This window comes from Achromobacter sp. JCM 18799, assembly GCF_055395645.1.
Window position 1 is genome coordinate 6,646,353 of record NZ_AP043866.1, and the last position, 24,064, is coordinate 6,670,416.

Consider the following 24,064-nt stretch of genomic DNA (forward strand, 5'->3'; position numbering starts at 1 on the left):
CCCTTCCGACATGACCACCGCATCCAAGCCCCTCGTTGCTCCGGCGCACGTCAGCGCCATCGCGCCTTACCAGGCGGGCAAGCCCATCGAAGAACTGGCCCGCGAATTCGGGCTGGACCCGGCCGGCATCGTCAAGCTGGCGTCCAATGAAAACCCGCTGGGCATGCCCAAGTCGGCGCGCGAGGCGATGCTGGCCGCGGCCGAGTCGCTGGCGCGCTATCCCGATCCCAACGGCTTCGACCTGAAGTCGGCGCTGGCTGAACGTTATGGCGTGCCGATGAGCTGGGTCACGCTGGGCAACGGCTCCAACGACATCCTGGAAATCGCGGCGCTGGCGCTGCTGGAGCCGGGCGTGTCGGCGGTCTATGCGCAGCATTCGTTCGCGGTCTACCGCCTGGCCACCCAGGCGCGCGGCGCGCGCCACATCGTGGTGCCGGCCAAGGACTATGGCCATGACCTGGATGCGATGTTCGATGCCATCGCCGACGACACGCGGCTGCTGTTCATCGCCAACCCGAACAACCCCACCGGCACCTTCGTGCCGGGCGACCAGATCGCGGCCTTCCTGGAGCGCGTCCACGCCGCCCACGGCGATCGCGTCACGGTGGTGCTGGACGAGGCCTACAACGAGTACCTCGATCCCGAGTTCCGCTTCGACAGCACCGCGCTGGTGCGCCGCTATCCCAACCTGATCGTGTCGCGCACCTTCTCCAAGGCCTACGGCCTGGCGGGTCTGCGCGTGGGCTTCGCGGTGGCGCAGCCCGCCCTGACGGATCTGCTGAATCGCGTGCGCCAGCCCTTCAACGTCAATACGCTGGCGCAGGCCGCGGCCATCGCCGCGCTGCGCGATACGGCCTACCTGGAAGAGGCCTATGCCTCCAACAAGGCGGGCAAGGCGCAGCTCTGCGCCGCGTTCGAGCGCCTGAAGCTGCGCTACGTGCCCAGCTACGGCAACTTCGTGCTGGTGCATGTGGGCGACGCCCCGCGCATCAACCTGGAACTGCTCAAGCGCGGCGTGATCGTGCGCCCGGTCGCCGGCGACGGCTTGCCGGAGTGGCTGCGGGTGTCCATCGGACTGCCGCAGGAAAACGAGCGGTTCATCGAAGCCCTGACCGCCATCCTGTCCGCATGAACGACGCGTCACCGAAATCCGATCAGGGGGCCGCTGGCCCCCTGATTCCTGTATTGGCCGTCGTAGGGGTGGGCCTGATCGGCGGATCCTTCGCCGCGGCCTTGCGCCGGGCGGGGCAGGTGGGCCGGGTGCTGGGGGTAGGGCGCAACGCGCAATCGCTGGCCCGCGCCGTTGAATTGGGCTTGATCGACGAGGCTGCTTCGGCCGAGGAAGCCGCGGCGCGCGCCGATTTGATCCTGCTGGCGACGCCAGTGGGCGGGTTGGGCGACGTGCTGTCGCGCATGCGTGCGCATCTGCGCTCCGATACCGTGCTGACGGATGGGGGCAGTACCAAGGCCGAAGTGGTCGAGGCCGCGCGGGTCGCGCTGGGCGATCGCGTCGCGCAATTCGTGCCTGGCCATCCCATCGCCGGCGCCGAACGCAGCGGACCCGAGGCGGCCGATGCCGGCCTGTACCGTAAGCGCACCGTGATCCTGACGCCCTTGGCCGAGAACGGCGAGTCGTCCCTGGAGCTGGTGCGCCGCGCGTGGCAGGCTTGCGGAGCCGATGTGATCGACATGGACGCCGACGCCCATGACCGGGTGCTGGCCTCGGTCAGCCATCTGCCGCATCTGCTGTCGGCGGTATACATGGAACAGGTGGCCGAGGCCGCCGACGCCGCCACGCGCCTGGCGCTGGCAGGCAGCGGCTTTCGCGACTTCACGCGTATCGCCGCGGGTTCGCCCGAAATGTGGCGCGATATTTTTCTGTCCAACCGCGATGCGATGCTGGCCGAACTGGCCGACGTGCGCGCGGTGCTGGACCGTGCCGAACGCGCCATTGCCGACGGCGATGGCGCGGCTTTGCTGACGCTGCTGGATACGGCGGCCCGCGCCCGCCGCAACTGGCGCAAGGAGTAGCTGACATGGGCGCTTTGCCTTATCTCGATCTGCCGCGCGTGCGGCAAGCGCGGGGCGTGATTGCCCTGCCGGGTTCCAAGAGCATTTCCAATCGCGTGCTGCTGCTGTCCGCCATCGCCGAGGGCAGCACGGTCATCACCGGTTTGCTGGACTCCGACGACACCCGCGTCATGCTGGGCGCCTTGCGCCAGCTGGGCGTGCAGGTGTCGGAACTGGAAGCGGGCAGCGTCACGGTGCAGGGCGTGCGCCGCTTTCCGGTGGAAAGCGCCGACCTGTTCATGGGCAATGCCGGCACCGCGATCCGGCCGCTGACCGCGGCGCTGGCGCTGATGGGCGGCGACTACCGTCTGTCGGGCGTGCCGCGCATGCATGAGCGTCCCATCGGCGATCTGGTCGATGCGCTCAAGGGTTTGGGCGCCAGCATCGACTACCTGGGCCAGCCTGGCTATCCGCCGCTGCACATCGGCCGCGGCGACATCGCGGCGGATGCTGTCACTCGGGTGCAGGGTTCTGTGTCTAGCCAGTTCCTCACCGCCTTGCTGATGGCCGCGCCGCTGCAAACCGGCCGCAGCGGCAAGCCGGTCACGATCGAAGTGCTGGGCGAGCTCATCTCAAAGCCCTACATCGAGATCACGCTGAACCTGATGGCGCGCTTCGGCGTGCAGGTGCGGCGCGACGGCTGGAGCCGTTTCGTCATCGACGGCGGGGCCGCCTATCGCAGCCCCGGGCGGATCGCGGTCGAAGGCGACGCCTCGACGGCCTCCTATTTCCTGGCGCTGGGCGCGATCGGCGGCGGGCCGCTGCGCGTGACCGGCGTGGGCGCGGACAGCATCCAGGGCGATGTCGCCTTTGCCGACACGCTGGCCGAGATGGGCGCCACCGTGACCTACGGCCCCGACTGGATCGAGGTGTCGGGCGCGCGCGTCGCCCAGGGCGAACGCCTGAAGGCCTTCGACACCGATTTCAACCTGATCCCGGATGCCGCCATGACCGCGGCGGCCCTGGCGCTGTATGCCGATGGCCCGTGCCGCCTGCGCAACATCGGCAGCTGGCGCGTCAAGGAAACCGACCGCATCCACGCCATGCAGACCGAGCTGGAAAAGCTGGGCGCGCGGGTGGAGTCGGGGCCGGATTGGCTGCGCGTGACGCCGCCGGCGCAGGACGCCTGGCGCGACGCGCACATCGGCACCTGGGACGACCACCGCATGGCGATGTGCTTCTCGCTGGCGGCTTTCGGGCCGGCGGCCGTCCGTATCCTCGACCCGGGCTGCGTCAGCAAGACCTTCCCGGGTTACTTTGATGTTTACGCGGGCCTGGTAGCGGCCTAGCGAAGAATCGCCCATGACTTCGATTTCCCCTGCAACTTCTTCCACTGTCCCCGTCATCACGATCGACGGCCCCACCGCGTCCGGCAAGGGCACGGTGGCCCACCGCGTCGCCAAGGCCCTGGGCTGGGCCGTGCTCGACAGCGGCGCGCTCTATCGCCTGACCGCGCTGGCGGCGCTCAATCGCGGCTTGTCTCCCGAGGACGAACCCGCCGTCGCGCGCGTGGCTGAAACCCTGGACGTGCGTTTCGAGGGGCCTCATGTCTACCTCGAAGGCGTGGACGTCGGCCACGACATCCGCCGCGAGGAAGTCGGCAATTTCGCCTCGCGCGTGGCCGCCTTCCCGGGCGTGCGCCAGGCGTTGCTCGAGCGCCAGCGCGCCTTCCGGCTGGCTCCGGGCCTGGTTGCGGACGGGCGCGACATGGGTACGGTGGTGTTTCCCGATGCGCCCCTGAAGGTGTTCCTGGTCGCCGATGTGGTCGCGCGGGCGCAGAGGCGCTGTAAGCAGTTGATCGAAAAGGGAATTTCTGCTAATCTTGATGACCTCCTACGGGATATGCGCGAGCGGGACGCCCGCGATATGGGGCGGACTACCGCTCCCTTGGCTCCCGCAGCGGATGCACACGTACTGGATTCGTCTGATTTGACGATTGCGGAAACGGTGCAGGCAATACTGGATTTCTGGAAGAACGCCGCCGCGGATTGAAGTACCGGTCCCGGACTTTCCCCTCGAATCCTCCGCAGTTTTCTGTTTTTTTTATCGGCCCTGTTCAAGCCAGGCGCAGCCCCCACGGGACACCCCGCAAGGGTAAACCGGCAAGCAGGCATTTTGACTCCACTGTGGCGGGCAATCCGCTGCGGTGTGTTTTTAACGGCCATTTCGGCCCAATGGATTTCAACCCCATGTCTTCCGTTTCCACTACCGCCACCGGCGGCGAAAGCTTCGCCGACCTTTTCGCACAAAGCCTCAAGAGCCAGGACATGAAGTCCGGCGAGGTCATCAGCGCCGAAGTCGTGCGCGTCGACCACAACTTCGTCGTCGTCAACGCCGGCCTGAAGTCCGAAGCGCTGATCCCCCTGGAAGAGTTCCTGAACGACCAGGGCGAGCTCGAAGTGCAACCTGGCGATTTCGTCTCGGTGGCCATCGATTCCCTGGAAAACGGCTACGGCGACACCATCCTGTCGCGTGACCGCGCCAAGCGCCTGTCGGCCTGGCTGCAACTGGAAAAGGCCCTGGAAAACGGCGAACTGGTTACCGGCACCATCACCGGCAAGGTGAAGGGCGGCCTGACCGTCATGACCAACGGCATCCGCGCGTTCCTGCCGGGTTCGCTGGTGGACCTGCGTCCGGTCAAGGACACCACCCCGTACGAAGGCAAGACCCTCGAATTCAAGGTCATCAAGCTCGACCGCAAGCGCAACAACGTCGTTCTGTCGCGTCGCCAGGTGCTGGAAGCCAGCATGGGCGAAGAGCGCCAGAAGCTGCTCGAAACCCTGCACGAAGGTGCTGTGGTCAAGGGCGTGGTCAAGAACATCACCGACTACGGCGCGTTCGTGGACCTGGGCGGCATCGACGGCCTGCTGCACATCACCGACATGGCCTGGCGCCGTGTGCGTCACCCCTCCGAAGTCCTGCAAGTGGGTCAGGAAGTCGAAGCCAAGGTGCTCAAGTTCGACCAGGAAAAGAGCCGCGTCTCCCTGGGCGTCAAGCAGCTGGGCGAAGATCCGTGGGTGGGCCTGGCTCGCCGCTACCCGCAAGGCACCCGCCTGTTCGGCAAGGTCACCAACCTGACCGACTACGGCGCGTTCGTTGAAGTCGAAGCCGGCATCGAAGGCCTGGTGCACGTCTCCGAAATGGACTGGACCAACAAGAACGTCGATCCGCGCAAGGTCGTGACCCTGGGCGAAGAAGTCGAAGTCATGGTCCTGGAAATCGACGAAGACCGTCGTCGCATTTCGCTGGGCATGAAGCAGTGCCGCCAGAACCCGTGGGAAGAGTTCGCCACCAACTTCAAGCGTGGTGACAAGGTCCGCGGCGCCATCAAGTCGATCACCGACTTCGGCGTGTTCGTCGGTCTGCCCGGCGGCATCGATGGCCTGGTTCACCTGTCCGACCTGTCGTGGACGGAAACCGGCGAAGAAGCCGTGCGCAACTTCAAGAAGGGCGACGAGATCGAAGCCGTGGTTCTGGGCATCGATACCGACAAGGAACGCATCTCGCTGGGCATCAAGCAGCTGGAAGGCGACCCCTTCAACAACTTCGTTGCCACCTTCGACAAGGGCGCCGTTGTTCCGGGCACCATCAAGTCGGTCGAAGCCAAGGGCGCTGTTGTCACGCTGTCCGTGGACGTTGAAGGCTACCTGCGCGCTTCCGAGATCTCCTCGGGCCGCGTTGAAGACGCCACCACCGTTCTGACCGCCGGCGAGAACATCGAAGCCATGATCGTCAACATCGACCGCAAGACGCGTTCGATCCAGCTGTCGATCAAGGCCCGCGACAACGCCGAAACCGCCGAAACGATCCAGCGCATGTCCGACGCCAGCGCTTCGTCCGGCACCACCAACCTCGGCGCGCTGCTGAAGGCCAAGCTGGACCAACAGCGCAACGACGGTTAATTCGTGACCAAGTCGGAGCTGATCGCCGCCTTGGCGGCCCGCTATCCTCAGCTGGCCGCCCGCGACACCGATTACGCGGTCAAGACCGTGCTCGACGCAATGACCCAGGCCCTGGCCTCGGGTCAGCGCATCGAGATCCGCGGTTTTGGCAGCTTCTCGTTGTCGCAGCGGTCTCCCCGCATCGGTCGCAATCCGAAATCCGGCGAACAGGTGCTGGTGCCTGGCAAACAGGTGCCGCACTTCAAGGCGGGCAAGGAATTGCGCGAGCGGGTGGACTTGGCCGGCGGCAATGACGAGGACGCTCAATCCTCTGGATCGAGTGAACCGATGCCGTCGATGGTGAGTCTGCACGCCATGCATTGACGGCACGGCAGTAAGGCCGCCTTCGGGCGGATCGGACCGAGAACCTAGCCCCTTGAGCAATCAAGGGGCTTTGTTTTTTGGCGCCAGGAGGGATCCGTCGCTTACAATTGATAGTCTTGAATTCTTTGGAGCATGCGCCATGCGCTACCTAGTCTGGGCCCTGCGATTGCTCGTGTTTGTTGCAGTTCTGATGTTTGCGTTGAAAAACACGGATCCGGTCGCCGTGAAGTTCTACGCCGATTACGTGGTGCAGGACGTGCCCCTCATCGTCGTGATGCTGGTCGTGTTCGTCTTGGGCGCCTTGTTCGGCCTGTTGCTGACCGTGCCCGCCGCCATGCGCCGCCGCCGCGAAGCCATGCGCCTGCGCCGCGAGCTGGACCGTGTCCAGGCCGCCGTGGCCGGCACCACGCCCGCCGTGCCGCCGGAGGCCGTGGCCCCGATGTCGCCGCTGTGATGCCGTTGCGCCAGCACTGAATCCCTTTCCGCACTGAATTACCGCAAGAGCCCGCATAGTGGATTTTGAACCTTGGTGGTTGATTTTCGTGCCGGTATTGTTCGCGCTGGGCTGGCTGGCCGCGCGCTTCGATATCCGGCAAATGCTGCGGGAAACCCGCAGCCTGCCCGATTCCTATTTCCGCGGGCTGAACTTCCTGCTCAATGAAGAGCCGGACCGCGCCATCGACGCCTTCGTCGAAGTGGCCAAGCTGGACCCGGAAACCACCGAGCTGCACTTCGCTCTGGGCAGCCTGTTCCGCCGCCGGGGCGAAATGGAGCGCGCCATCCGCGTGCACCAAAGCCTCCTGAACCGTTCCGACCTGCCCGCCGCCGAACGCGAGCATGCGCAGCACGAGCTGGCGCAGGATTTTCTCAAGGCCGGCATGCTGGATCGCGCCGAAAACGGCTTCGAGCAGCTCAAGGACACTCGCTACGCCTTGCCTGCGCTGCGTTCGCTGATCCGGATCTACGAATCGGAACACGACTGGCCGCGCGCCATCGAAGCCGTGAAGACGCTGCAGGGCCTGGTCGACGAGCCGGTGCCGCAGCTCGTGCACTATTACTGCGAACAGGCGCAGACCGCGCTGTCGGCCAAGCCTGCCGATATCGACGCGGCCCACAAGGCGCTGGATGCCGCCGACCATGCCTTGTCGACCATCGATCCGGCGTCGAGCAAGGGCGCCATGGTGCGCACCGCGATGCTGCGCGCCCGTCTGGCCCTGATCGAACAGGACCCGAAGCGCGAACGCCTGTACCTGGAGTCGATCATGACCGACGCTCCCGAGTACGCCGGCCTGGTCGCCGAGCAGGTGCTGGCGAACTACCGCGCCGCCAATCAGGAAGCGGCCGGGCTCGACGTGCTGCAGAAGCAGTATGCGCGCCACGCGTCGCTGGACCTGTTCAACGTGCTGTTCCGCGAGCTGCGCGCCCAGCAGGGCGCGGCGACGTCATGGGCATTTGCCCGCAACGCGCTGCGCAGCCATCCGTCGCTGCTGGGGCTGGACCGACTGCTGGAGGCCGAGCTGGCCAATCCGGAAAGCGGCGCCGAGCAGGCGCCGGTGCCGGGCGCCGACCTGACGCTGTTGCGCAGCTTGATACACAAGCATACGCAGCGGCTGGACCGCTACGCCTGCCGCAGTTGCGGATTTCAGGCGCGTCGCTTTTACTGGCAATGTCCCGGCTGCAATGCCTGGGAAACCTACGCGCCGCGCCGCTTGGAAGAACTTGAATGAATGCATTTCCCGCCGAAGCCATTTCGCATAGCCGCGTCCTAGTGGTGGGCGATGTGATGCTGGACCGGTACTGGTTCGGCGAAGTCGAACGCATTTCGCCGGAAGCGCCGGTGCCCGTGGTGCGCGTGGCGCGCCGCGAAGACCGCCTGGGCGGCGCGGCGAACGTCGCGCGCAACGTGGCGGCCCTGGGCGGCCACGTGACCTTGGTCGGCGTGCTGGGCGAAGACGAGGCCGGCGACAGCGTGCGGCGTTTGTCCGCCGAAGCCGGGATACAGGCCGAGCTGGTCGCCGATCCGTCCCTGCACACGACCTTGAAGATGCGCGTGCTGGGCCGCCAGCAGCAGCTCCTGCGCGTGGACTTCGAACAGCATCCGGCACAGCCCGCGCTGGATAACGTCGATGCCGCATTCGCGCGCCACCTGGCGAACCACGACATCGTCGTGTTGTCCGACTATGCCAAGGGCGTGCTGGCGCGGGTCGAATCGCTGATCGCCCTGGCCCGCAACGCCGGCGTGCCGGTGCTGGTGGACCCGAAGGGCCACGATTACACCCGTTACCGCGGGGCGACGCTCGTCACCCCCAACCGCTCGGAAATGCAGGAGGCCGTGGGCCGCTGGAGTTCCGAGGCCGAACTTACCGATCGCGCGCAGCGCCTGCGCGCCGACCTGGATCTGGAAGCCTTGCTCGTGACGCGTTCCGAGCAGGGCATGACTTTGTTTACCGACGCGGGACGCGACCACATCGACGCGCAGGCGCACGAAGTCTTCGACGTGTCCGGCGCGGGCGATACCGTGCTGGCGACGCTGGCCGTGTCGCGCGCCATCGATCTGCCGTGGGTCGACGCGATGGGCTGGGCCAACAAGGCCGGCGGCATCGCCGTGGGCAAGCTCGGCACGTCCATCGTCACCGCTGCGGAATTGGCAGGAGAACTCTCATGATCGTCGTTACCGGAGCCGCGGGCTTCATAGGCAGCAACCTGGTGCGCGGGCTCAACCGCCGCGGCATCAAGGACATCATCGCGGTCGATGACCTGACCGAAGGCGACAAGTTCGTCAACCTGGTCGATTGCCAGATCGCGGACTACATGGACAAGGACGACTTCCGCCGCCGCGTCCTCGACGGCAGCCTGCACGAAGTGCGCGCCGTGCTGCACCAGGGCGCGTGCTCGGACACGACCGAGCGCAACGGCCGCTACATGCTCGACAACAACTACCGCGTCACGCTGGAGCTGTTCGAGTTCTGCCAGGAGCGCCGCATTCCGTTCCTGTACGCCTCGTCGGCGGCGGTCTACGGCGGTTCCTCGATCTACGTGGAAGACCCTGCCAATGAAGGCCCGCTCAACGTCTACGGCTATTCCAAGCTGCTGTTCGATCAGGTCCTGCGCCAGCGCATGGACAGCCTGACCGCGCAGGTCGTGGGCCTGCGCTACTTCAACGTCTACGGCCCGCACGAACAGCACAAGGGCCGCATGGCCTCGGTGGCGTTCCACAACATGAACCAGTTCCTGGAGCATGGGCATGTGCGCCTGTTCGCGGGCTGGGACGGCTACGTGGATGGCGGCCAGAGCCGCGACTTCATTTCCGTCGAAGACGTGGTCGCGGTCAACCTGCATTTCCTGGATCACCCCGAGCAATCCGGAATCTTCAACTGCGGCACCGGCCGCGCGCAGCCCTTCAACGATGTGGCGGCCGGCGTGGTCAATGCGCTGCGCGCGGAGCGCGGCGAAGCCGAGCTGACGCTGGCGCAACTGGTGGAACTGGATCTGATCCGCTATATCCCGTTCCCGGACGACCTGAAAGGGCGCTATCAGAGCTACACGCAGGCCGACGTCACGCGCCTGCGCGCGGCAGGGTTCCAGGCGCCGATGCGCGATGTGCGGACCGGCGTTACCGAGTACGTGCGTTATTGGCGCGCCCGCAAGTAAGTCTGCGCAGGCGCCGTGCATGGAAGAAAGCCACCGTCCGCGGTGGCTTTTTTTCGTCTGGCGGTTTGCCGGGGCGGATGTTTCCATTCACAGGGCCTCCGTGACAGAGCGCGCCGCCCGCATGATCTGAGCGTGCGTGACAGCCGTTGCGCCAGACTCCAGGGAGATCATCCATGAATCCATTCCTTCAATCCGCCGCCGCCCGCCCGGCGCCCTTTGCCAGATGGCGCAGGGCGCGCGCCGCCCTTGCTTCCGGCGCCCGGCCGCGGCCTTTGCGGCAGGCCTTGGGCGCGCTGCTGGTAACGGCGGGCCTGGGCCTGGCCGCGCCGCTGGCGCACGCGGTGGACCTCAATCAGGCCAATGCCCAGCAGCTCGAAGGTGTCCGGGGCATCGGCCCGCGCATGGCGGAAATAATCATCAAGGAACGCGAGCGGGGCGGCAAGTTCGAATCCTTGAACGACCTGGCTGAACGAGTGCGCGGCATCGGCCCGAAGAAGGCGCAGGCCCTGCAAGAGGCAGGCCTGCAGGTGGGAGGGGCGGGCCCTCAGGCCGGGCAGGGCGAGACGGCAGCCAAGCCGGCGCAGGGCAAGCCGGTTGCGGGCAAGGCCGAAGCCAAATCCGAAGCGAAACCGGCGGCGTCCCAGCCCGCCGCCCGCGCCCGGCCCTGAGCGCGTAGCGGCCTGCGCCGTTAGCCCTGGCGGGAGCGCGGCTTTTGGCGGCGCGCGCCGCCAGGCGGGGTTATCATCGTCCGCATGACTACTACCTATCCCACTATCGAGCAAACCGTCGGCAACACGCCGCTGGTGCGCCTGCAGCGCATTCCCGGGGCCGCGGGCGCCGCCCGGGGCAATGTCATCCTGGCCAAGCTGGAGGGCAACAACCCTGCCGGCTCCGTGAAGGACCGTCCGGCCCTGTCGATGATCGCTCGCGCGGAAGAGCGCGGCGACATCAAGCCGGGCGACACCCTCATCGAGGCGACCAGCGGCAATACCGGCATTGCGCTGGCCATGGCCGCCGCCATGCGCGGCTACCGCATGATCCTGATCATGCCGGACAATCTTTCGGTGGAGCGCCGCGCGGCCATGACGGCCTATGGCGCCGAGCTGATCCTGACGCCGGCGGACAAGGGCGGCATGGAATATGCCCGCGACCTGGCATCCGCCATGCAGGCGGACGGCCGCGGGCTGGTGCTGGACCAGTTCGCCAACCCCGACAATCCCCGCGCCCATATCGAAACCACCGGGCCGGAAATCTGGAACCAGACTGAAGGCCGCGTCACCCACTTCGTGAGCGCCATGGGCACCACCGGCACCATCATGGGCGTGTCGACCTACCTGAAATCGCGCAATCCCGCGGTGCAGGTGGTGGGCGCGCAGCCCGCCGAAGGATCGTCGATCCCGGGCATCCGCAAGTGGCCCGAAGCCTACCTGCCCAAGATCTTCGATCGCAGCCGGGTGGACGCCTACGAATCCATCGAACAGGCCGAGGCCGAACAGATGGCGCGCCGGCTGGCGGCGGAAGAGGGCATCTTCGGTGGAATTTCCTCGGCGGGCGCGCTGATCGCCGCCCTGCGCGTGGCCGAACGCGTCAACGACGCCACCATCGTGTTCATCGTATGCGACCGCGGCGACCGCTATCTGTCCACGGGCGTCTTCAACTGAACGCCTGATCGCCTTCGGGCAGAATAAAACCGCCATGCCGGGTTTGCCGGGCATGGCGGTTTTTCATTGGACGGGCGCGCCGGGCGCCCTCGTTTCTTGCGCGCTTATTCGGGCTGGATGCCGGCGTCCTGCATCACCTTGATCCAACGCTCGCTTTCCGCGAGGTTGAAGGCTTCGGCTTCCTGGTAGCTCATGGTGCTGGGCAGGGTGCCTTGCGACTTCAGCGCTTCAACCACCTTGGGCGATTGCGAGGCTTCGATCATGACCTTGTTCAGCTTGGCGATGATGGGCTGCGGCGTATCTTTCGGGGCCCACATGCCGTACCAGGTGACGATGTCGAAACCGGGCAGGACGCTTTCCGCGATGGTCGGCACGTCGGGCAGTTCGGCCAGGCGGGTCTTGGTCGTCACGGCGATCGGGCGGATCTTGCCGCTCTGGATCAGCGGCAAGGCCGGCGCCAGCGGCGCGTACATCAGGTCCACATGGCCGCCCGCGACGTCGGTCAGGGCCGGGCTGCTGCCGCGGTAGCCGACGTGGGTGATCTTGGCCTTGGTGGAGGTATTGATCAGCTCGCCCGCCAGGTGCGGCAAGGTGGCGACGCCGGGGGAGGCGAAGGTCAGCGAGCCGGGCTGGGCCTGGCCCTGCTTGATCAGTTCGCCGAAGGTCTTGAACTTGGAGTTGGGCGGGACGACGGCCACCATCGGCACCGTGCCCAGCACGCCCACCATCTTGAAGTCCTTGATCGGGTCGAAGCTCAGATTCTTGAATTGAGCCGGATAGATGCCCTGCACCGACGGGTTCATCAGCAAGGTGTAGCCGTCGGCCGGCGCCTTGGCGACCTGGGCCGTGCCTATGGTGCCGCTGGCCCCGGCGCGGGTTTCGATCACCAGCGGCTGACCCAGGATCTCGCCCATCTGGACCGCGATCAGGCGGCCGACCACGTCCGTCGGTCCTCCTGCCGCCCAAGGCATGATCACGCGGATGGGCTTGTCCGGATAGTCCGCCTGAGCATAGGCGGTCGCTGCCGGCAAGGCCGCCGTGGCGATGGCCGAGCAGGCCGCGGCGAGGAAGGTGCGTTTGTTCATCTACTGTCTACTCCTACAAAGGTGAGATTGGCCGAGGGCAGCGCTGCTTGCAGCATCGCCTTGACCTCGGCCAGCTGTTTCCCCGTGGTGGCTTCGTTCTTCAGCATCCGGCTCAGCGGGCCGGCCACCACGATGGCAAAGGGTTGTTCGTATGCCCGGAATCCGAGCGAAATGGACATCACGTCTTCCACGTTCTCGCCCACCGAGCGCTGCCAGCCGCGCGCCACGCCCGCTTCCAGGTCGCGGTCGAAGGCCTCCTGGCTGGTGAGCGTGCTGTCCGTATAGGCGGCAAAACCGCTGTAGGCCTTGAACCATTTCTGCCGTTCTTCCTGCGACAGCACCGATAGCAGCGCCTTGCCGGAGCTGGTGGCGTGCACCGCCTTGAAGCCGCCCGGCTGGTGCGAGAAGCGGATGGTCTGCTTGGACTCGGCAACGATCAGGTACACGACCTTGTCGTCGGCCAGCTTGGCCAGCAAGGCCGTCTCGCCCGTCAGGTCCCGCACCCGGGCCAGCACCGGCTCGATCACCGCGTTCAGCGGGTCGCTATGGCAGATCAGGGTGGCCACGTGGATCAGTTTCTGGGTCGGGTAATAGCCGTGCTTCTTGCCGATTTCATAGAGATAGCCGCGCGCCACCATGGTCTTCAGCAGCCCATGACAGCTCGACAGCGGTATCCCCATCTGGGCAGCGATCTCGCTGTACAGCAGGGGCTTCTGCGCCTCGGCGAAGAGGTTCAGCACATCCAGCACTCGGCCAGCGGTTTTCACATCCATGATGTTAGTATCCTATACGTGATAAATTTTTGTCAAACAGCATTCAATCGACCAGGAGTTGCAACGCATGAGATGGAAGAACCGTCCTGAGGGATCGAACTGGGGAGATTTCGGGCCTGACGACCAGCGAGGCTGCCTGAATTACATCACCCCCGCGAACGTGCTGAGCGGCATGCGGGAAGTCCGCGAAGGACTGAGCTTTTGCCTGTCGCTGCCGCTGGATTACCCGGGCGGCAACGGCGTGAACGTGCGGCGTCATCCGCCCAAGCTGCGGCCTACCGAGAGGGACGGCGACCAGTATCTGAATTTTCCGCTGGGGCGCCTGCGCCCCGGCTGCGTCGACGTGCTCAGCGATGACATCGTCGAAATGAGCTTGCAGTATTCGACGCAATGGGATTCGCTGGCTCACGTGGGCGCACTGTTCGACGCCAACGGCGACGGCCTGCCCGAGCGCGTCTACTACAACGGCTACCGGCCCAATGAGCACGTGGTGGGGCCGGTGGACTACGACGTGGACAATGGCTACGCCAAGACCGACCTGGGTCAGGGGCCGGCCTCCAACGCCAAGAAGCTGGACATCACCCAACTGGCCGAATCCTGCCTTCAGACTCGGGGCGTGATGGTTGACCTGGCGCGCCATTACGGCCGGGAGCAGAAGTCGGTCGGCTACGACGATCTGATGCGCATCCTGGAAGCAGACCGGATCGAGATCGAGCAGGGCGATATCGTGCTGTTCCATACGGAATTCGGCGACGCCCTGCTGGAAAAGAACCGCGAGCCGGATCCCCATACGTTGCACGAGATCTGCGCCGGCCTGGACGGCAGCGACGAGAAGCTGCTGCAGTGGATCACCGACTCGAAGGTGGCGGCCATGGCTTCGGACAACCACGCGCTGGAAATCTATCCCACGCAGAAGCCCAATGCCTGCTGCGCGGCGTTGCCCTTGCACCACCACTGCATCTTCAAGCTGGGCCTGCCGATAGGCGAGATGTGGTACCTGGGGGCGCTTGCGCGCTGGCTCACGGCCAACGGCCGCAGCCGCTTCCTGCTGACGGCGCCGCCGCTGAACCTGCCTGGCGCCGTGGGTTCGCCCGTGACGCCCGTCGCGACGGTGTAAAGCAGACCGCGGCGCTTGGCGCCGCGGTCCCAGGGCCGTCAGCGGCCCACGCGCGCTTCGATCTCGCTTGCCAGATCCGCCACGGAGGTCGCGTAGAAGTAGCTGCGGTTGTACTTGGTGAGCGCGAAGAAGTTGGGCGTGCCGACGCGGTATTGCGCCGTGCCCCGGGCTTCCTCGACCAAGTCGACCACGCCCAGCGGCTGGCTGCCCCAGCCCGCGGCCGATGCGCCAGGCTGCAGGCGGGCGCCGGCCGCGGTGAGCGTGCCCCAGCTTTGCTTGGGTTCCAGTCCGCCGTCGACCAGGGGGGCGGGATCCGCGGGCAGCACCACCGGAGCGAACACCGGCAGGCCGCGCTGCCAGCCGTGCTGCGACAGGAAGCTGCCCACGGACATGATGGCGTCGCGGGTGTTGTTGCTCAGGTCGATGTGGCCGTTGTCGTCGCCGTCCACCGCGTAATGCATGACGCTGGTGGGCATGAACTGGGGCATGCCGATGGCGCCCGCGTACGAGCCGCGGGTTTCCAGGTCCAGCTTGTCTTTCATGACCAGGGTCAGGAAGTCGGCGAGTTGGCCGCGGAACATGGTGGCGCGTTCGGGTTTGGCGGGGTCCGGATAGTCGAAGGCCAGCGTGGTCAGCGCATCCAGCACGCGGAAATTGCCCATATTGCGGCCGTACAGCGTTTCCACGCCGATGATGGATGCGATCACCGGCGCCGGCACGCCGAAGCGCTGCGCCGCCTGATTGAGCAGGTCGCGGTTCTCGTTGTAGAACTCCACGCCCCAGCCGATGCGCTTGGGTTCGACAAAGCGCGAGCGGTAGGTCAGCCAGCTGCGCCAGATCTTTTTGCCCGGGGGCGACGGCGCGATCAGGCGCGCGACGGTGGCGTTGTAGCGCGACCCGGCCAGCGCGGCGACCATGGGGTCCAGCGGCAGCTGGCGCTCGGTGGCCAGGTTTTCCACGAAAGTGCGGACTTCAGGCCGCAACGTGCCATTGGCGGCCAGCGCGGCGGGAGCGTCGTCCGCCAGTTCGGATCCAGGTGTCGGCGCACTGGGTCCGATGCGGATGGGGGCCGGGGTTGATTCGGCAGCCGGCTGGCCGGCGACGGTGTTGGGTGCAGAGGGGGCGGTGGTGGAGCAGCCCGCCAGCAGGGCGGAGAGCGTTCCGAGTTGCAGTAATCGCCGACAGATGAACATAATCTTCCTTATGGAGACCATGTATCTTACCCACCCGGCATGCCGCCTGCATGAAATGGGCAGTTGGCATCCCGAAAGCCCCCAGAGGCTGGACGCCATTTCAGACCAGTTGCTGGCCAGCGGCTTGATGCCTTACCTGGACGACCGCCAGGCGCCGCAGGCATCCCGCCATGACATATTGCGGGTGCACACTGTCCAGTATCTGAACAGTTTGCGCGAACATACGCCGGAGCAAGGGTATTTCCCTATCGATCCGGATACGCTGATGAACCCCCACACCTACGAAGCCGCGCTGTACGCGGCTGGGGCAGGGGTGGCCGCGGTGGACGCGGTGATGGGCGGAGAGGCCCGCACGGCCTTCTGCGCGGTGCGGCCCCCCGGGCATCACGCCTGCCGTTCCCAGGCCATGGGATTCTGCTTTCTGAACAACGTCGCTATTGCGGCGCAGCATGCGCTGGACTTCCACGGCCTGTCGCGGGTCGCCATCGTCGATTTCGACGTGCACCACGGCAACGGCACCGAAGACATCTTCGCCGGCAACGACCGCGTGCTGATGTGCAGCTTCTTCCAGCACCCGTTCTTTCCCAATAGCGGCGCCGAGAATCCCGCTTCGAACATGTTGAACGTGCCCGTGGCCGCGTATACCGGCGGGGCCGCGGTCAGGGCCATCGTCACCGATACCTGGCTGCCGGCGCTGGAAGCGCACCGGCCCGAGCTGATCCTGGTATCGGCCGGTTTCGACGCGCACCGCGAGGACGACATGGGCCAGATGGGCCTGGTCGAGGCCGATTACGCCTGGATAACAGAACAGCTCGTGGAGGTGGCCGAGCGCCACTGCCAGGGGCGCATCGTCAGCACGCTGGAAGGCGGTTACAACTTGTCCGCCCTGGGCCGCAGCGTGGTCGCCCATATACGAGCGCTGGCGAAGCTGTAGAATCGAGAAAAAATTGTGCAATGCGATCCCGGCGCATGCCGGGTAATTATTTTCCATTTGGAGGCAGCGGGATGAAGGTTTTGGTACCTGTCAAACGCGTCGTTGACTACAACGTCAAGGTGCGCGTCAAGTCTGATCAAACCGGCGTGGATATCGCCAATGTGAAGATGTCCATGAACCCCTTTGACGAAATCGCCGTCGAAGAAGCGACCCGCCTGAAGGAAAAGGGCGCCGTGGCTGAAGTCGTGGCGGTTTCTTGCGGCGTTGCGCAATGCCAGGAAACGCTGCGCACGGCCATGGCCATCGGCGCCGACCGCGGCGTGCTGGTCCAGACCGATGCCGAACTGCAGCCGCTGGCCGTGGCCAAGCTGCTGAAGGCGCTGGTCGACAAGGAACAGCCGCAGCTGGTGATCCTGGGCAAGCAAGCCATCGACGACGATGCCAACCAGACCGGCCAGATGCTGGCCGCGCTGCTGGACTGGCCGCAAGCCACGTTCGCCAGCAAGGTCGAGCTGGCCGACGGCAAGGTCACGGTCACGCGTGAAGTCGACGGCGGCCTGGAAACGCTGACGTTGAAGCTGCCCGCCATCGTCACCACCGACCTGCGCCTGAACGAGCCGCGCTATGTCACGCTGCCGAACATCATGAAGGCCAAGAAGAAGCAGCTGGACACCGTCACGCCGGAAGAACTGGGTGTGGACGCCGCGCCGCGCCTGAAGACGCTGAAGGTCAGCGAGCCGCCCGCTCGCAAGGCCGGCATCAAGGTGGCCGATGTCGCGGCCCTGGTGGACAAACTCAAGAACGAAGCGAAGGTGGTCTGAACATGACGACGCTGGTTATTGCCGAACACGATAACGCCCAGCTCAAGGGCGCAACCCTGAACGCCGTCGCCGCCGCCGCCAAGATCGGAGGCGACGTGCACGTGCTGGTCGCCGGCGCCAACGCGCGCGCCGTGGCCGACCAGGCCGCCGCCGCCGCGGGCGTCGCCAAGGTCCTGCTGGCCGACGCGCCGCAACTGGCCGACGGCCTGGCCGAGAACGTCGCCGCCCAGGTGCTGGCCGTGGCCTCGGGCTACAGCCACATCCTGTTCCCCGCGACCGCCTCGGGCAAGAACGTGGCCCCGCGCGTGGCCGCCAAGCTGGACGTGGCGCAGATCTCCGACATCATCGGCGTGGAATCGGCCGATACCTTCCAGCGCCCGATCTACGCCGGCAACGCCATTGCCACCGTGCAGTCGGCCGACGCCGTCAAGGTCATCACCGTGCGCACCACCGGCTTTGACGCCGTGGCCGCGCAGGGCGGTTCGGGTGCGGTGGAAGAAGTCGCCGCCGTGGCCGATTCGGGCCTGTCCACTTTCGTGGGCCGCGAAGTCGCCAAGAGCGACCGTCCGGAACTGGCTGGCGCGCGCGTCGTCGTCTCCGGCGGCCGCGGCCTGGGCAGCGCCGAGAACTTCAAGATCCTGGATCCGCTGGCCGACAAGCTGGGCGCGGCGCTGGGCGCCTCGCGCGCCGCGGTCGACGCCGGCTACGCGCCTAACGACTGGCAAGTCGGTCAGACCGGCAAGATCGTCGCGCCGCAGCTGTATGTGGCGGTTGGTATCTCGGGTGCCATCCAGCACTTGGCCGGCATGAAGGATTCGAAGGTCATCGTGGCCATCAACAAGGATCCGGAAGCGCCGATCTTCGGCGTGGCCGATTATGGCCTGGTGGGCGATCTGTTCCAGGTCGTGCCCGAACTGACCGGCGCGCTGTAAGCCTTACGCGCTGTTGTATTTGAAGGGCCCGCCAGCTTTGCGCTGGCGGGCTTTTTTATTTTTCGACGCGAGGACTACACATCTTGTGATTTCAGTGTTCCAAATCTTTTGATTTCTCGAAAGATTCTGATAATGTGTTCCGCGCGCAGCTAGATACGCGCAAGTGCTTGACCTGTACAGAACGAAGGAGATTCGGGATGGAATGGTTCTTTGACACTCTGCGAAAATATCCGGAACTTGCGATATTCCTTACCCTCGGTCTCGGGTACTGGATAGGCGCCAAGAAGATTTTCGGATTCAATCTGGGAGCCGTGACCGGAACGCTGCTGGTAGGCGTGCTGGTGGGGCAGCTCAATATCACGATCGCTCCCGTCCTCAAGCAGGTCTTCTTCCTGCTCTTTCTCTTCGGTCTGGGTTACGGCGTCGGACCGCAGTTCTTCCGGGGTATGAAAAGCGATGGCCTTCCGCAGGTCATCTTCGCCGTCATTCTGTGCGTGATCTGCCTGCTGGTGACATGGGCGACAGCCGTAGGCTTCGGCTTCGATGCCGGCACTGGCGCAGGCTTGTTGTCCGGAGCCCAAACCATTTCTGCGGTCATGGGCGTGGCGACGGACACCATCAACGGCCTGGGCATAGACGCAGCCACCAAAAAGAAATGGATCGACAGCATTCCTGTCGCCTACGCGGTCTGCTACATCTTCGGCACGGTCGGAAGCGCCTGGCTGCTGGCCTCGCTGGGGCCGAAGCTGATGCGCGTGGACATCGTCAAGGAGTGCCAGGAATACGAAGCCAAGATGTCCGGCGGCGCCGACTCGATGGAGCTGTCCGGTTATCGCAAGTTCACCGCGCGCGCCTACAAGCTGGACAACGCCGAGTTCGCCGGCAAGACGGTGGGAGAGCTGGAGTCCCGCTTCGTCGAGGCCCGCGTGTTCGTGGAGCGCATCCGGCGCGGCGACCAGGTCATCGACAGCGATGGCAAGACGGTGTTGCAGCAGGGCGACGTGTTAGGCATTACCGGCCGGCATGACGCGCTGGTCACCCAGGCCGCCGGCATCATCGGCACCGAGGTCGAGGACCGCGACCTCATCAGCATGCCCGCCGAGGTCGTCGAGGTCGTGCTGACCAATAAGAACATTGCCGGCAAGACCATCAAGGAAATCGCGGACAGCGAAGTCGGCCGCGAACTGGGCCGCGGCGTGTTCCTGCGCAAGGTCGTGCGCGGCGGCCACGACATGCCGATCAACTGGGGGCTGAAGCTGGACCGCGGCGACCGCCTGTTCGTGCTGGGCGCCAAGCGCGACGTCGAGCGCGTGGTGGGCAAGCTGGGCTACGTCGACCGCGCCACCAGCCAGACCGACATGGTCTTCGTCGGTTTCGGCATCCTGCTCGGCGGCCTGTTCGGCTCGCTGGTGCTGACCGTGGGCGGCGTTCCCGTCACCTTGTCGACCTCCGGCGGCGCGCTGATTTCCGGCCTGATCTTCGGCTATCTGCGCTCGGTGCATCCGACCTTCGGCCGGGTGCCGGAACCGGTGCACTGGTTCCTGACATCGGTGGGGCTGACGACATTCGTTGCGGTCGTGGGCATATCGTCAGGACCGGGATTCGTGCTGGGCTTCCAGCAACTGGGCGCCAAGCTCTTCATCGCGGGCATCATCGCCACCAGCGTGCCGATGATCGTGGGCGTATACATTGCGCGGTATGTATTCAAGTTCCATCCCGCCATTGCATTGGGAGTCTGCGCCGGAGCCCGGACCACCACCGCGGCCATCGGCCAGATCACCGAAACGGCAAAGAGCCAGGTGCCCGCCCTGGGCTACACGGTTCCTTACGCCATCGGCAATACCCTGCTCATCATTTGGGGGATTGTCATCGTCATGCTCATGTCCTAGCAAAACGCCCCGCAAGCCCCGTGCTTGCGGGGCGTTTTGCAAGCGCGCCGGCCCGGCCGGCGACGTCCAGCGCCTGTCACCATGCAAACCAGGAGTACTGAACAATGGCTTCCACCACGCCTCTTACCGTCAGCCTGGCTTCGGCCTTGAAAACCACCCGCTCGCGCCAGCGCGACCTCGAACAGCTTTCTCCGTTTGAACTCAAGGACTATCTGATCACGCTGGCCAAGGACAACCAGCACACCGCCGCCATCACCATGTTGAACGCGGGCCGCGGCAACCCGAACTGGATCGCCACCGAACCGCGCGACGCCTTCTTCCTGATGGGCCAGTTCGCAATGAAGGAAGCGCGCCGCGTGCGCGACGAATCCATCCTGGCAGGCATGCCGGCCAAGAAGGGCTGCGCCGACCGGATGCGCAAGTTCCTGGCCAAGCACAAAGGCATGGACGGCTACGATTTCCTGGTCGGCGTGCTGGAGTATGGCGTCAAGGTCAAGGGTTTCGACCCCGACGCGTGGGTCCATGAGCTGACGGACAGCATCATCGGCGACAACTATCCCGTGCCGCCGCGCGCGCTGGTCCATCTTGAACAGATCGTGCACGATTACCTGATCAAGGAAATGTGCGACGGCCGTCCGCCCAAGGGCAAGTTCGACCTGTTCCCGGTCGAAGGCGGCACGGCGGCCATGTGCTACATTTTCGATTCGCTGATGCAGAACGGCCTGCTCAAGCAGGGCGACACCATCGCGCTGTTCCTGCCGACCTTCACGCCCTATATCGAGATCTCGCATCTGGAGCGCTTCCAGTTCAAGATCGTGCCGATCAACGCCAGCAGCCTGCGGGCCGACGGCACCCATGATTGGCACTATCCGGCGTCTGAAATCGCCAAGCTGGAAAATCCCAAGATCAAGCTGGCGGTCACGGTCAACCCCAGCAATCCGCCGTCGGTGGCGTTCAGCCCGGTCGAGATGAAGCAGATCGTGCGCCTCATCCGCAAGAACCCGGATCTGGTGCTGGTGACGGACGACGTGTACGGCACCTTCGTGCCGAACTTCCGCTCGCTGATGGCCGAAGTGCCGCACAACACCATATGCGTGTACTCGTTCTCGAAGAACTTCGGCTGCACGGGATGGCGCCTGGGCGTGATCGCGACCCATGAAAAGAACACCATGGACCGCCGCATTGCCGAGCTGCCCGCGTCCTGGAAACAGCGCCTGAACAAGCGCTACGGCGCCATGACGATGGAGCCCGAAAAGCTCAAGTTCATCGACCGGCTGGTGGCCGACAGCCGCAACGTCGCGCTGAACCACACCGCGGGCCTGTCCTTGCCGCAGCAGGTGCAGATGGGGTTCTTCGCGCTGTCGCACCTGATGGACCTGAAGGACTCCTACAAGCACCTGACGATGAAGATCGTACGTGCGCGCCGCGATGCCTTGTGGCGCGGTCTGGGCATACCCATGCCGCCCGAAGATCCGATGCGCGCCTGGTACTACGTCGAGCTGGATTTCATGGTCTGGGCCAAGATCACGTACGGGGACGCGTTCTGCAAGTACATGATGTCCAATTACGAGCCGGTCGACTTCCTGTTCCGCCTGGCGGAAAAATCCGGCGTGGTGCTGATGGACGGCGGCGGCTTTGGCGGCCCGCCGTGGTCGATCCGCGTGTCGCTGGCGAACCTGGACGACGGCGACTACGCCAAGATCGGCAAGCACATGGTCGAAGCCGCGACCGAGTACGTCGAGGCCTGGAAGGCTGGCGAGCTGGTGCGTTCGGGCCCGAAGGCCGGTAAGGGCCAGACGGTGAAGGCATCCGCGGCCAAGCGCAGCGCAGGCAAGACCGCGGCGGCCAAGAAGGCGGTGAAGAAAGCGGTGAAGAAGGCCGGCACGGCGGCGAAATCCGCCAAGAAGGCCGCGGCGCGCAAGTAGGCGGGCCGGGCAGCAACCTCCAGGGCGACATGACGACATGACTTGCACGGTCGGGTTTTTCAATAGCGTTCCCATCGCAGTGCTGTTCGTGACGGTGGGCTTGGGATACCTGATCGGCAAGCTCAAAGTCGGGCCGATCCAGCTGGGCGGAGTGTGCGGAACACTCATCGTCGCCTTGCTGATCGGCCAGACCGGTTGCCAGATGCGCGGCGACCTGAAGGAAGTCGCCTTCGCCCTGTTCATATTCGCGATGGGGTACTCGGGCGGGCCGCAGTTCTTCGCCAACCTGAACCGCTCCAGCCTGCGCTATATCGCGCTGCCGCTGATCGAAGCCTTGCTGGTGCTGGCGATCGTGCTGACCGCGGTGCCGCTGTTCGGCCTGGATGCGGGAACGGCGGCGGGTCTTGCGGCAGGCGCGGCGACTGAATCGGCCGTGGTCGGGACGGCTGCCGAGGCGCTCAAGCACCTGGGCCTGGCGGACGCCGAGGTCCAGCGCATGGAAGCCAACATCGCCACGGCCTATACGCTGACTTATCTGGTCGGCTTGATCAGCATCGTGTTCTTCACCAGCCAGATCGCCCCGGCGCTGCTGCGCATGAATCTGCGCGAAGCCTCCAAGGCGCTGGAGGAAAAGCTCGGCGTGGCGGCCGGCGAAGGCGAAGAATCGAACATGCCCACCTTGCCGCGGCTGGTGGGACGGTCGCACGTGGTCAAGGACGCGGATGGCAAAAGCGTGGCTGAAGTGGAGGCCGCGCTGGGCGGACGCACGGTCATCAGCCGCATCCTGCGCAATGGCGAGGCAGTCGACGCCACGCCCGGTGACACGCTGGCCACGGGCGACATCGTGGTGGTGCTGGGCCTGCGGCGCTTCGCGCTGCGCGCGGGTTCCGTCATCGGACCCGAAATCCAGCTGCCGGAGGCGCACGCCGACGACTTGCAGCTGAGCGAGCTGGCCGTCATCGTCAGCAAGAAGACCGTCAACGGCCATACCGTAGGCGAACTGGCGAAGCGGCCCAACGCCCAACGCGCGCGCGGCGTGTTCCTGCAGTCCATCGTACGCTCCGGCCATTCTTTGCCGATCACGCCAGCCACCGTGGTGCAGTATGGCGACCTGGTGACGCTGGTCGGCGCCGAGCCCGAACTGTCCCAGGCCGGCGCGGCGCTGGGCAACGAGTTGCGGCGCAGCGGCGTGACCGATCTGGTGTTCCTGGCTTTCGGCATTCTGGCCGGCTTGCTGATCGGCAGCCTGAGCGCGCGGCTCTGGGGCATCCCCGTGTCGCTGGGCAGCGGCGGCGGGGCGCTGGTCAGCGGCCTGGTCTGCGGCTGGATCAACGCCAAGCGGCCCTCGATAGGCCACATGCCGGACCATGCCGTGCAGTTGCTGAAGGATCTGGGGCTGGCGGTGTTCGTGGCTTGCGTGGGCTTGTCGGCGGGGCCGGAAGCCATCGCGCTGATCCGCGAGCATGGCGCGGTGCTGCCGCTCATCGGCCTGCTGGTGTCGTTGGGGCCTGCCTGCCTGTCGCTGTGGCTGGGCCACAAGATCCTGAAGATCGAAGGTCCCTTGCTGGTCGGCGCCATCGCCGGTCAGCACGTCAGCACACCGGCCATCAGCGCCATCCTGACCTCCAGCGGCAGTTCAGTGCCGCTACTTGGCTACACGGTGACGTACGCCATCGCCAACGTGCTGCTGCCGGTGCTGGGTCCGATCATCGTGTCGCTGGCGCATCATCTGAACTAGGGGGCGTCGA

The 24,064-nt window shown here is 65.5% G+C and carries 22 protein-coding genes; 19 read left to right on the top strand and 3 right to left on the bottom strand.

Translation table 11 applies throughout. The features are described 5' to 3' along the window. Positions 1-10: 10 nt before the first annotated feature. The 12 genes from hisC to cysM all read left to right on the top strand — a co-directional run bounded on the left by hisC (position 11) and on the right by cysM (position 11,647). Positions 11-1,132: a histidinol-phosphate transaminase gene (gene hisC, locus ACZ5YA_RS31420; protein WP_059375308.1), complete on the top strand. Its 1,122-nt coding sequence runs from the start codon at positions 11-13 to the stop codon at positions 1,130-1,132. Then, entirely contained in the window at positions 1,129-2,031 is a 903-nt protein-coding gene (locus ACZ5YA_RS31425; RefSeq protein WP_306633603.1) for a prephenate dehydrogenase, read from the top strand. The genes hisC and ACZ5YA_RS31425 overlap by 4 nt, the downstream gene beginning before the upstream one ends. 5 nt (positions 2,032-2,036) lie before the next feature. Beyond that, positions 2,037-3,359 carry a 3-phosphoshikimate 1-carboxyvinyltransferase gene (gene aroA, locus ACZ5YA_RS31430; RefSeq protein WP_464091697.1) on the top strand — a complete coding sequence of 441 codons (1,323 nt, stop codon included), beginning with the start codon at positions 2,037-2,039 and terminating at the stop codon, positions 3,357-3,359. A gap of 13 nt (positions 3,360-3,372) precedes the next feature. Then, positions 3,373-4,062: a (d)CMP kinase gene (gene cmk / locus ACZ5YA_RS31435; RefSeq protein WP_054450894.1), complete on the top strand. Its 690-nt coding sequence runs from the start codon at positions 3,373-3,375 to the stop codon at positions 4,060-4,062. Positions 4,063-4,259: 197 nt separating this feature from the next. After that, the gene (gene rpsA, locus ACZ5YA_RS31440) at positions 4,260-5,972 is read left to right on the top strand and encodes a 30S ribosomal protein S1 (protein ID WP_026382780.1); all 1,713 of its coding nucleotides are present in this window, start codon (positions 4,260-4,262) and stop codon (positions 5,970-5,972) included. Positions 5,973-5,975: 3 nt separating this feature from the next. Next, positions 5,976-6,335, top strand: a complete 360-nt coding sequence (locus ACZ5YA_RS31445; RefSeq protein ID WP_013392394.1) for an integration host factor subunit beta — start codon at positions 5,976-5,978, stop codon at positions 6,333-6,335. Between the two features lie 139 nt (positions 6,336-6,474). Continuing rightward, positions 6,475-6,789, top strand: coding sequence for a LapA family protein (locus tag ACZ5YA_RS31450; protein ID WP_013392395.1), 315 nt, complete (start codon positions 6,475-6,477; stop codon positions 6,787-6,789). A 58-nt stretch (positions 6,790-6,847) separates the two neighbouring features. Further along, positions 6,848-8,062 (top strand): lipopolysaccharide assembly protein LapB, encoded by a 1,215-nt coding sequence (lapB, locus tag ACZ5YA_RS31455; protein ID WP_059379332.1) that lies wholly within the window; start codon positions 6,848-6,850, stop codon positions 8,060-8,062. Continuing rightward, entirely contained in the window at positions 8,059-9,000 is a 942-nt protein-coding gene (rfaE1, locus tag ACZ5YA_RS31460; protein WP_118933409.1) for a D-glycero-beta-D-manno-heptose-7-phosphate kinase, read from the top strand. Before lapB ends, rfaE1 begins: the two co-directional genes overlap by 4 nt. Continuing rightward, positions 8,997-9,986 carry an ADP-glyceromanno-heptose 6-epimerase gene (rfaD, locus tag ACZ5YA_RS31465; RefSeq protein ID WP_118933408.1) on the top strand — a complete coding sequence of 330 codons (990 nt, stop codon included), beginning with the start codon at positions 8,997-8,999 and terminating at the stop codon, positions 9,984-9,986. Before rfaE1 ends, rfaD begins: the two co-directional genes overlap by 4 nt. A gap of 173 nt (positions 9,987-10,159) precedes the next feature. After that, a complete protein-coding gene (locus ACZ5YA_RS31470; protein ID WP_464091698.1) occupies positions 10,160-10,654 on the top strand; it encodes a ComEA family DNA-binding protein in 495 nt (164 codons plus the stop codon). 84 nt (positions 10,655-10,738) lie between these two features. Continuing rightward, the gene (cysM, locus tag ACZ5YA_RS31475; protein WP_059379329.1) at positions 10,739-11,647 is read left to right on the top strand and encodes a cysteine synthase CysM; all 909 of its coding nucleotides are present in this window, start codon (positions 10,739-10,741) and stop codon (positions 11,645-11,647) included. A gap of 104 nt (positions 11,648-11,751) precedes the next feature. Here the strand turns inward: cysM and ACZ5YA_RS31480 are convergent, their stop codons facing one another. Both ACZ5YA_RS31480 and ACZ5YA_RS31485 read right to left on the bottom strand, forming a co-directional pair. Then, entirely contained in the window at positions 11,752-12,732 is a 981-nt protein-coding gene (locus ACZ5YA_RS31480; RefSeq protein WP_118933407.1) for a Bug family tripartite tricarboxylate transporter substrate binding protein, read from the bottom strand. Next, complete coding sequence (locus ACZ5YA_RS31485; protein ID WP_059379327.1) at positions 12,729-13,505, bottom strand: IclR family transcriptional regulator; 777 nt, start codon at positions 13,503-13,505, stop codon at positions 12,729-12,731. Before ACZ5YA_RS31485 ends, ACZ5YA_RS31480 begins: the two co-directional genes overlap by 4 nt. A gap of 67 nt (positions 13,506-13,572) precedes the next feature. Here ACZ5YA_RS31485 and ACZ5YA_RS31490 point away from each other — a divergent pair, with 67 nt between their 5' ends. Then, positions 13,573-14,622 (top strand): cyclase family protein, encoded by a 1,050-nt coding sequence (locus tag ACZ5YA_RS31490; protein ID WP_118933406.1) that lies wholly within the window; start codon positions 13,573-13,575, stop codon positions 14,620-14,622. 38 nt (positions 14,623-14,660) lie between these two features. On the opposite strand, the gene mltB is transcribed toward ACZ5YA_RS31490, so the two are convergent. Beyond that, on the bottom strand, positions 14,661-15,815 hold the full coding sequence (mltB, locus tag ACZ5YA_RS31495) for a lytic murein transglycosylase B (RefSeq protein ID WP_059379325.1): 1,155 nt from the start codon (positions 15,813-15,815) through the stop codon (positions 14,661-14,663). A gap of 10 nt (positions 15,816-15,825) precedes the next feature. Between mltB and ACZ5YA_RS31500 the strand changes: the two genes are divergently transcribed. The 6 genes from ACZ5YA_RS31500 (at position 15,826) to aspT (ACZ5YA_RS31525) (ending at position 24,054) form a co-directional block, all read left to right on the top strand. Next, a complete protein-coding gene (locus ACZ5YA_RS31500; protein ID WP_187524001.1) occupies positions 15,826-16,749 on the top strand; it encodes a histone deacetylase family protein in 924 nt (307 codons plus the stop codon). Between the two features lie 71 nt (positions 16,750-16,820). Further along, on the top strand, positions 16,821-17,570 hold the full coding sequence (locus ACZ5YA_RS31505) for an electron transfer flavoprotein subunit beta/FixA family protein (RefSeq protein ID WP_013392406.1): 750 nt from the start codon (positions 16,821-16,823) through the stop codon (positions 17,568-17,570). A 2-nt stretch (positions 17,571-17,572) separates the two neighbouring features. Continuing rightward, the gene (locus ACZ5YA_RS31510; protein ID WP_054450918.1) at positions 17,573-18,502 is read left to right on the top strand and encodes an electron transfer flavoprotein subunit alpha/FixB family protein; all 930 of its coding nucleotides are present in this window, start codon (positions 17,573-17,575) and stop codon (positions 18,500-18,502) included. A 197-nt stretch (positions 18,503-18,699) separates the two neighbouring features. After that, complete coding sequence (gene aspT / locus ACZ5YA_RS31515; RefSeq protein WP_251877259.1) at positions 18,700-20,391, top strand: aspartate-alanine antiporter; 1,692 nt, start codon at positions 18,700-18,702, stop codon at positions 20,389-20,391. 104 nt (positions 20,392-20,495) lie between these two features. Next, the gene (locus ACZ5YA_RS31520; RefSeq protein WP_059379323.1) at positions 20,496-22,316 is read left to right on the top strand and encodes a bifunctional aspartate transaminase/aspartate 4-decarboxylase; all 1,821 of its coding nucleotides are present in this window, start codon (positions 20,496-20,498) and stop codon (positions 22,314-22,316) included. 37 nt (positions 22,317-22,353) lie between these two features. Then, complete coding sequence (gene aspT, locus ACZ5YA_RS31525) at positions 22,354-24,054, top strand: aspartate-alanine antiporter (protein ID WP_118933405.1); 1,701 nt, start codon at positions 22,354-22,356, stop codon at positions 24,052-24,054. The last annotated feature ends 10 nt before the right edge of the window (positions 24,055-24,064 follow it).

Bases quoted from the DNA above. Each gene is read 5' to 3' on its own strand.
- ACZ5YA_RS31470 (WP_464091698.1), top strand. From the start codon at position 10,160: ATGAATCCATTCCTTCAATCCGCCGCCGCCCGCCCGGCGCCCTTTGCC.
- ACZ5YA_RS31520 (WP_059379323.1), top strand. From the start codon at position 20,496: ATGGCTTCCACCACGCCTCTTACCGTCAGCCTGGCTTCGGCCTTGAAA.
- aspT (WP_118933405.1), top strand. From the start codon at position 22,354: ATGACTTGCACGGTCGGGTTTTTCAATAGCGTTCCCATCGCAGTGCTG.
- aroA (WP_464091697.1), top strand. From the start codon at position 2,037: ATGGGCGCTTTGCCTTATCTCGATCTGCCGCGCGTGCGGCAAGCGCGG.
- mltB (WP_059379325.1), bottom strand. From the start codon at position 15,815: ATGTTCATCTGTCGGCGATTACTGCAACTCGGAACGCTCTCCGCCCTG.
- cmk (WP_054450894.1), top strand. From the start codon at position 3,373: ATGACTTCGATTTCCCCTGCAACTTCTTCCACTGTCCCCGTCATCACG.
- ACZ5YA_RS31425 (WP_306633603.1), top strand. From the start codon at position 1,129: ATGAACGACGCGTCACCGAAATCCGATCAGGGGGCCGCTGGCCCCCTG.
- ACZ5YA_RS31450 (WP_013392395.1), top strand. From the start codon at position 6,475: ATGCGCTACCTAGTCTGGGCCCTGCGATTGCTCGTGTTTGTTGCAGTT.
- ACZ5YA_RS31485 (WP_059379327.1), bottom strand. From the start codon at position 13,505: ATGGATGTGAAAACCGCTGGCCGAGTGCTGGATGTGCTGAACCTCTTC.
- aspT (WP_251877259.1), top strand. From the start codon at position 18,700: ATGGAATGGTTCTTTGACACTCTGCGAAAATATCCGGAACTTGCGATA.
- ACZ5YA_RS31500 (WP_187524001.1), top strand. From the start codon at position 15,826: ATGGAGACCATGTATCTTACCCACCCGGCATGCCGCCTGCATGAAATG.
- ACZ5YA_RS31510 (WP_054450918.1), top strand. From the start codon at position 17,573: ATGACGACGCTGGTTATTGCCGAACACGATAACGCCCAGCTCAAGGGC.
- rfaE1 (WP_118933409.1), top strand. From the start codon at position 8,059: ATGAATGCATTTCCCGCCGAAGCCATTTCGCATAGCCGCGTCCTAGTG.
- ACZ5YA_RS31505 (WP_013392406.1), top strand. From the start codon at position 16,821: ATGAAGGTTTTGGTACCTGTCAAACGCGTCGTTGACTACAACGTCAAG.
- ACZ5YA_RS31480 (WP_118933407.1), bottom strand. From the start codon at position 12,732: ATGAACAAACGCACCTTCCTCGCCGCGGCCTGCTCGGCCATCGCCACG.
- rpsA (WP_026382780.1), top strand. From the start codon at position 4,260: ATGTCTTCCGTTTCCACTACCGCCACCGGCGGCGAAAGCTTCGCCGAC.
- hisC (WP_059375308.1), top strand. From the start codon at position 11: ATGACCACCGCATCCAAGCCCCTCGTTGCTCCGGCGCACGTCAGCGCC.
- cysM (WP_059379329.1), top strand. From the start codon at position 10,739: ATGACTACTACCTATCCCACTATCGAGCAAACCGTCGGCAACACGCCG.
- ACZ5YA_RS31490 (WP_118933406.1), top strand. From the start codon at position 13,573: ATGAGATGGAAGAACCGTCCTGAGGGATCGAACTGGGGAGATTTCGGG.
- rfaD (WP_118933408.1), top strand. From the start codon at position 8,997: ATGATCGTCGTTACCGGAGCCGCGGGCTTCATAGGCAGCAACCTGGTG.